The organism is Bernardetia sp. (assembly GCF_020630935.1).
Classification (GTDB): Bacteria; Bacteroidota; Bacteroidia; order Cytophagales; family Bernardetiaceae; genus Bernardetia.
Window position 1 is genome coordinate 149,571 of the sequence record NZ_JAHDIG010000001.1, and the last position, 8,150, is coordinate 157,720.

The 8,150-nt window shown below is 34.3% G+C and carries 4 protein-coding genes and 1 tRNA gene; 2 read left to right on the plus strand and 3 right to left on the minus strand.

Going from position 1 to position 8,150, the window contains the following annotated elements; translation table 11 throughout:
- Positions 1-81 precede the first annotated feature (81 nt).
- From QZ659_RS00680 to QZ659_RS00690, 3 genes are all read right to left on the minus strand, one after another.
- On the minus strand, positions 82-1,710 hold the full coding sequence (locus QZ659_RS00680) for a hypothetical protein (RefSeq protein ID WP_291720319.1): 1,629 nt from the start codon (positions 1,708-1,710) through the stop codon (positions 82-84).
- Positions 1,711-1,842: 132 nt separating this feature from the next.
- A complete protein-coding gene (locus QZ659_RS00685; protein ID WP_291720322.1) occupies positions 1,843-3,915 on the minus strand; it encodes an alkaline phosphatase D family protein in 2,073 nt (690 codons plus the stop codon).
- Positions 3,916-4,200: 285 nt separating this feature from the next.
- A complete protein-coding gene (locus QZ659_RS00690) occupies positions 4,201-6,369 on the minus strand; it encodes a TonB-dependent receptor (protein WP_291720324.1) in 2,169 nt (722 codons plus the stop codon).
- 272 nt (positions 6,370-6,641) lie between these two features.
- Between QZ659_RS00690 and rimO the strand changes: the two genes are divergently transcribed.
- Together rimO and QZ659_RS00700 are read left to right on the plus strand one after the other, a co-directional pair.
- On the plus strand, positions 6,642-7,964 hold the full coding sequence (rimO, locus tag QZ659_RS00695; RefSeq protein ID WP_291720326.1) for a 30S ribosomal protein S12 methylthiotransferase RimO: 1,323 nt from the start codon (positions 6,642-6,644) through the stop codon (positions 7,962-7,964).
- Between the two features lie 114 nt (positions 7,965-8,078).
- Positions 8,079-8,149 (plus strand) — tRNA-Cys (locus QZ659_RS00700).
- The last annotated feature ends 1 nt before the right edge of the window (position 8,150 follow it).

Here is an 8,150-nt window from a genome sequence, read left to right on the forward strand (position 1 = left end):
AAATTAACCGTGATAAGGTTTAGTATCAAAAATAATTAGTAAAAGTTGTTGTTGAATAGTCTATAATTTTCCTACGAAAAATTATGGTAGCAGAGAAGTGATTAGTCCACTACGAATAGTACGCCAAACAAAGCGCAACAAACTATCATTGTATTCTCTATGATAATCAATTTTGCCTTCTTTAGCTTCTACATTATCCTTAATAGCTGAATTGAGAAGTGAACTTAAAAACTTGCGCTTCTTATTTGAATCTTTTTTTAGCCAAGAAACTTGTAAATCTTCATAAGTAATATAAAACGTTCCCTTTGCCAATCCGTCATTTATTTCAGCTTCAAATCTTGCTTGTTGAATTACTCCTTTATTAGCTTCAAAACGAGTAAGTGGAGAAATCATTTTGTTCAGACTTGGAATAGCGATTTGTGAACAACTTCCCTTCAGTTTTCCCTCAAAGGTATCTGAATTAAGAGGCGTTTCCATCGCAACATCAATTCTGCTTTCTTTCATAAAATACATATCTGCTTTTATCGTAGTAGGCTTAGACTCTTTAAAATTATGAAAGCTTAAAGCCATCATATTGAGACTATCAAAGGTAAGACTTCCAATTCCGTCCAAACCTTCAGCACGTTCAGAATAAACAATATTTCCCTTTTCTATCTGTAATGTATCAATAGCTAAACCAACTCCCCATTCGTACGGCATTTTTTTAGCTGCTGGCTCTGGATGACGGTTTCTATCTTTGAGAATAGAAATATCAGGTTCGTGAACCAAAATTTTATCTACTTTGATGATATTTCGCTGTAAAGCCTGCCAGTCTAAATGATGTGCTTCTAATCTTTCAGCTTTTATCTCTCGTTTTTCGTCTAAATCTTGTGAGAGTTCTACATTTTTTACCTTAACAATTTCATTTTTATAGTTGGTTTCTTCAATTATAAAATTTGTTCCATTTTGATGTGCCAATGCATAATTATTGATGAGCAAATTGGCATCAGAAAAGCGCAAAACATCGACATGTGATGTATCAAAACTGACAAGATTTAGATTTCCTTCTAATTTATCTACTGTTTGGCTAAAACTTGAAGTTGTATGGTTCAAGTTTTCAAAAGCAACTCGTATTTTTTCAGCACTAAAACGAAACGTCGGAGGTTTGAGCCATCTTGCATCCTTTATTTCTAAATCCAACTTCTTTAATTTTATAGTTGCATTAGAGTTGTACTGATAATTTCCTGTTAGATTTATAATTTCTAAACTTCCAACTGACAAAGGTGCAACCACAAAATTTGCTACTGTATCAGCAGCACGAGAAATACCCTGTACAGAGTCAGCAATATATTTTATATCAATGAACGGATTTTGGAGCAACACTTTATCAGCATGCCACTCTCCATCTGAAAGATATTTCCAAATACTTGCTCCTTTGAGTGTAATTTTTTCTACATCAACAGTAGCTTGAGGTTTCGTTTTTTGGACAGCAAGCAAACTATCTGTTCGAATTTTTATTTTTTCTATGGATACTTTGGTAGGCAAAAGACTAATACGAACTTCACTAATATCTATTTGATAGGGAGATTCTTTATTTTCATTGATTGTAGTAAGAATTTGTTCTTTCAGATAATTATCTAAATAATTAACAGCTACAAAACCACCAATAACAAACACTAGCAGAATGCTTCCAATGATGATAAGGACTTTTTTGGATAGGAATTTTTTCATAAGATAAGAGGTTAAAAAATGTATAGCTATCAACTTCAAATCAGAAACAAAGTTTTTTAACTCACAAAAAAAACACTCTTTTTTGATGGAAAAAGAGTGTTTCAATATAAATAAAAAAAATTATATCCTTACTTATTTTTCTACTACAATTCTACGACTGATTTGTCCTTTTTCTGTTTCAAATTGTAGAACATAAACCCCAGCAGGAAGGTCTTTTACAGAAAAAGTAAGAGCAAAGTTGCCACTTATATTTTTCTCTTGGCGAATTACTTTGACTACTTTTCCTTGTAAATCAATCAATTTGATATTTACATTCATCGGACGAGCAACAGCGTAATTGACCAATGCAATTGTAGAAGACGGGTTTGGATACAAACTCAAAATAGCAATGTCTGTAAATTCCTTTTTTGGAGAAAAAATCCCTGCAATTACATATTCTGGAACTTCATTAGGTGCTGGTGTAGCTTGTGTTGCTTTTGCTTCTGTTTGAGCATCAGCTTTTGTCAAGTGGTTTCTTCCATCTGTGGTTAGCCAACCTTCTCCAAAGGCTTCTATATCAGAAGGTTCTAAGATTCTGTTTACAAAAAACCAATCTGCCTGTACAGCACTTTCTTTTACGTCCAAGATAAAATAACCGTGTCTGTCCAAATCTACATACTTCATGTGAGGGTTCGGATTTACACCTTCTAATGGTGCAGGAAGAGGCTTATTGATTTGAAACTCTAATCCAAAAGCAGTTGTAGCATCTAAATTTTCATCGAAATTGGCAGAAGAAATACTAGGAGTTGCAAATTCAACAGCTACTGAACCTTCACCTGTTGTTGGATTGTAAGTAGGAGTGGCTTGGTCAAATCCAAAAATAGATGGACGCTTTGCTACATCAAAAGCAAAAGTAGAATGAAAATCGCCTGTTAGCCAAACTACATTATCGATAGAATTATCTGAAATAAAATCAATGATATTGTCTCTTTCTATCGGATAACCATCCCAAATATCTGTAAACAAACTCTCTACTTGCTCTGGCGTTTGTGGAGGAGTAAGTGCAGATGCAGCCCAACCGACATTAAACTCTGAAAAAATAACTTGATTGCCAATTACTTTCCATTTTGCAGTCGAATTGCCAAGTTTGTCTAAAAACCATTCTTTTTGACTTTGACCTAAAAGTGTACGATTTGGTGCATACATCAAAGGATTTGTAACATCATTGATTTGCTCATCACGTCCTTCAATTCTTGTATCAATCATAATCAAATCCATAAGTTTTCCATAATTGATAACACGATAAACTCCTGTGTTTTGTGTTCTGATAGGCATCCATTCATTATAGACTTGTTGAGAAATAGCTTTACGGTTTGCCCAGTTTCCTTCTGTTGAATCTGTATGATTTTCTGCTCCGTCTTTATAAGCATCGTTTGAAAACTCGTGGTCGTCCCAAATGGTAATAAAAGGATGCTGTTGGTGCGCTCTTCGAAGATTTTGGTCTAAATGATACAAAGAATAACGAGTTCGGTAGTCTGCTAGTGTAAGAATTTCAGTTTCTGGTTGGTGCGAACGCTCAATCAAATTCGCACCATACGTTCCTGCTCCATACTCATAAATATAATCTCCTAAATGCACCACAGCATCAAGGTCGTTTCGGTCTGCAATTCTTCCAAAAGCATTAAAATATCCTGCTTCATAGTTCTGACAAGACACAACAGCAAATTTCAAGTGTTCTGCATTGCTTTCATTCGGAGCAGTTTTGGTTCTTCCAATGAGCGAATTAGCTTCTAAAGCTGAAAAATAGTAGTAATAGGTGGTGTTGGGTTCTAACCCTACTACATCAATCTTGACAGTAAAATCTCGTTCTGCATTCGTTGTAAACTCGCCTTCTGCCACTACGTTTTGAAGCTCTACATCGGAAGTAAGATACCATTTTACAGGAATGTCATTGGTTTGGTTTTCTGCATCTGGAGTTACTCTTGTCCAAATTATTACTCGGTCAGAAAGTGGGTCGCCAGAAGCTACACCGTGATAAAAAGGTTTTAGACGCTCTTCGAAAGGCAGGTCGTCATGTTGTGCTGTTGTTTTAGCAACTTTTCGTTTCAAAGAAACAGGAGCAGGCTGTGCTGTCGGACTAACAATCTTAGTAATTTTCCCTAAGTCTTGTGAAAAGACAGGAAACATCATAAACCAAGAAAGGATACATAAAGTAACTTTTTTCATTGCGTTTTTTAAATTGTCTTAGAGCTTGTTTAAACTTTTATTTTATCTAGCGAAAACGAGAAAATTTTTGACTTATCAAGGCACTTTTAAGGAGAATAGCAAGCTATTTGACAAAAAAATAATGCAGATATAGACTGAAACTTACCATTTGTAGCTCAAAGAAATAATTTTAAATAAGCTCTTATGTGATAGATTTTAAAATTTTTGCAAGTTGGTTCTATATTTTTACTTTATAGTTAGATTTATATGAACTTTTCTTGAAGCAAAGTTAAGGAGGTAAACTTGTTAGAAATCATATTTCAAATTGATTAGAAAATTACGCTGATTCATTCTATAATCAAAACGATACGCATTGTTTTTTATGAGAAAGTTTTCTTGGTTGGTTAGGTTTCTGACTAAAAGCCCTAGTTCCAAATAAGGCGTAAAACGATAAGCAAACTTTGTATCAATGGTTGCCCAAGCAGATACATTTTCCGAACGAAAGTCTTTTGTCCTGTCATTTATATCCGAACTCCTACGATTTACTTCGCTTTGAGCATGTACCATCAGCGAACCCATACATTTATTTTTTTCATATATCATTCCTAAATTCAGACTGTGTGCAGGATACCAAGTAAGATTCTCTGGACTTTCTGTAATGGTTGTATCTCTAATAGTCTCGCTAAGACGTTGCACAAAAGAATAATTTCCTGTAATCTGAAATTCAGAAGAAAGAGAAGATTCAATTTCATACTCTACACCAAAGTTAGCCAAGCTATACAAATTCGTACTCAAATTGGCATTGGCAACACTATAAGCAATAATATCTTCAAAATTTGTATAAAAAGTATTGAGGCGCATAATCGTTTTTTTAGAAGTTTGCCACTCTCCCACTAGCTCAAATGTTGTGATAGATTCGGCTGAAAGCTCGTTGATATTTGAGGCTAAAGAATAGGTATTTGCTCCAAACATTTCGGTAGGTGTAGGTGTTCGGAAAGCTCTTCCTGCAAGTGCTTTTATTGTAAAGGTAGGCATTACATTAAAAACCAATCCTATTCTTGGACTAAACTGTTCAAAAGATTTATTTTCTTCATTTCTTTCTGCTGAATACACATCTGTATAATTAAAAAATTGATTGTCGTAACGCAGCGTAATGGTGGCTTGTAAAATATTATTCAAAAGTCTAGGTGAAGTATATTGAGCAAACAAAGCTAGATTTAATAAAGGTTTAGATTCTACAAACTCTAGCCACGCATTCATTGGGCGAGGATCATTATCTGGAAAAGGAGCAAAATCAGAGTTCAAATCAATATTTGAAGTATGAGCATTATCTCCATCATAGTAAAACAAATTTCCTTCTATTCCAGCCAACAAAACCGACTCATTTCCTAATGAATATTTGTACTGCATTCGTCCAAAAACATCTTCTGCACTTGTATTGAGATATTCAGAAACTCCTAAAGGGTAAAAATTATCTAACGCACCATTAGGATAATAACGCATATTCCAATCTAATCCGTGATTTTGATAACGAATGACATACTCCTGTACCAATTTTTTATTCAGATGCCCACTAGTGTAACGCAACGAGAGCATTTTACGATTTTCTTTTATGGCTTCAGGTTGGTCTGGAATAAAAAATAACCATCCATGACCTGTTTCTGATTCCCAAGCATGTTGATGATACTGTAATTCAAAACCTGCGAGTTTTCCTCTTCCTTCTAGTTTTCCAAAAAGATAATAGCTATTACGTGTATCATTGATTTTTTGCATTAAAAAATTTCCCGAGTCGTCTGTTCTTTCTGAATCATCATAAGAAAGATATTCATTTCCACTAGTAGAAAAAGAATTAAAAGCTATAACAGCAGATACTAAATCTCCTTCACCACCTACTACGGCATCATAAATTTGTGTATTATTACTCCCCAAACGAATTTGTGCCATTCCATTTTGACGAAAATCAGAAGGCGAAATTGTATTTAGCCCAATAGCTCCATTCATTGCATTTGCTCCATAAAGTGCCGAAACAGGTCCTCGTATAAGCTCTATTGACTTTGAAAAAACCAGTGGCGTAACTTCTGAAGTATAAGCTGTGCCATACAAATTATCATTATAAGGAACTCCATCTATGAGCATCAACAAATGATTATTATTCCAACCTTCAAAAACTCCCCTTGAACTGACCGTCCGTCTGTCATAATCTTGTGAAGGTGTAAAACCTGCCTGTCTGTACAAAACATCATTCAAACTAACCCAGCCATATTTATTTATTCTTTCTTTAGTAATCACCTTTACGATACTTGGTGCATCCAAAACACGCTGTTCTATTTTTGAAGCTGATGAAACCTTTCCTGTCAAGAGATTTTCTTCTGGCTCTAAAAGCTCATCAATACTGAGTTGGTAGAGAGTAGAATCTGTTTGGGCTAAAGATGCAAAGGGAATACATAAAAGAAGGAATAAGAAGGCTTTTTTCATAGCATTTATTTTTATATGGTAGCATTTCTCATATAATTTACAAATTAATATTCATTAACTCAATATAAAATACTAGCTGATTGAAAAACGCAACAAAAAATTCATTTATCTCACTGACTATCAAAACATTGCTGTAGCTATTCGAATAAGATTATTTATGTTTTGAATGATTTTTTACGTACTTTTGCAACCTTATTTCCAAAGAAGAAAAAACCAATAGCTATTTTATGTAAAAAATATAAAATCAGCTTTATAAAAATATACAACAGCAAATGAAAACGGGTACACTTAAAAAGGATAAAGTCAATATAATTACGCTAGGTTGTTCTAAAAACCTTGTAGATTCTGAAAATATACTCACACAACTTCGTGCTAACGAAATTGATGCACATCACCAATTAGAAGTCAAGAAGAAATTAGACCAGCCTAATGTTATCATTATTAATACCTGTGGTTTCATAGAAAAAGCAAAAGAAGAATCTATCAATACTATTTTGGATTATGCAGAGGCAAAAAGTAGAGGAGAAATTGATAAACTATATGTAACAGGTTGTTTATCTCATCGGTATAAAGATGACCTCTCTAGTGAAATTGCAGAAGTAGATGATTGGTTTGGCACAATGGAATTGCCTCTGATTCTTAATAAATTTAATGCAGATTATAAGCACGAACTTTTAGGACAACGCTTAACTACCACAGCACAACACTATGCTTATCTCAAAATTTCAGAAGGTTGTGATAGAGCATGTTCTTTCTGTGCGATTCCCTTGATGCGTGGCAAACATGTTTCTCGTCCGATAGAAGAACTAGTACAAGAGGCAAAAAATTTAGCAGCAAGAGGTACAAAGGAAATTATGCTCATTGCCCAAGAACTAACTTATTACGGCATTGATATTTACAGAAAAAGAGCTTTAGCAGAGCTTTTGGAAAGACTAGCCGATGTGGAGGGAATTGAGTGGATTCGTTTACATTATGCCTATCCGACAGGCTTTCCGTTGGAAATTATTGATACAATGAAAGCACATAGTAAAATTTGTAATTATTTGGATATTCCATTACAAAGTGGCTCAAATAAAGTTTTGAAGGCAATGCGTAGAGGGATAAAAAGAGAAAAAACAGAAGAGCTAATAGATGCTATTCGTCAGAAATTACCAGAAATTGCTATCCGTACCACACTTATTGCAGGACACCCTTACGAAGAGTTAGAAGACCACGAAGAAACACTAGATTTTGTAGAAAAAATGCGTTTTGATAGATTAGGGGTTTTTTCTTATTCACATGAAGAAGATACACATTCTCACTCTATGCCAGATACACTCACAGAAGAAGAAAAGCAAGAGCGTGTGGCAGAAATAATGGAAATCCAACAAGGAATTTCTTTAGAACTCAATCAAGAAAAAATTGGTAAAATTTACAAAACGCTTATTGACAGAAAAGAAGGAAATTATTTTATTGGAAGAACAGAATATGATTCTCCAGAAGTAGATAACGAAGTTTTGATAGATGCTAGAAAAGTCTATTTACGCATTGGAGACTTTGCTAATGTAAAGATAGATAATGCAGAAGAGTTTGATTTGTTTGGAGAAGTGGTTTAGAAAAACACTTGTTTTCTATTTTTATTTCAAGAAAATGAACTTTTCTTTTGCAGAATCAATTTAGATTTGTACATTTGCATTCTCTAAAACAACATTAGAGAATGCAAACAATAAGGTTGCGTGGCCGAGTGGCTAGGCAAAGGTCTGCAAAACCTTGTACAGCGGTTCGAATCCGCTCGCAACCTC

Bases quoted from the DNA above. Each gene is read 5' to 3' on its own strand.
- QZ659_RS00680 (WP_291720319.1), bottom strand. From the start codon at position 1,710: ATGAAAAAATTCCTATCCAAAAAAGTCCTTATCATCATTGGAAGCATT.
- QZ659_RS00685 (WP_291720322.1), bottom strand. From the start codon at position 3,915: ATGAAAAAAGTTACTTTATGTATCCTTTCTTGGTTTATGATGTTTCCT.
- rimO (WP_291720326.1), top strand. From the start codon at position 6,642: ATGAAAACGGGTACACTTAAAAAGGATAAAGTCAATATAATTACGCTA.
- QZ659_RS00690 (WP_291720324.1), bottom strand. From the start codon at position 6,369: ATGAAAAAAGCCTTCTTATTCCTTCTTTTATGTATTCCCTTTGCATCT.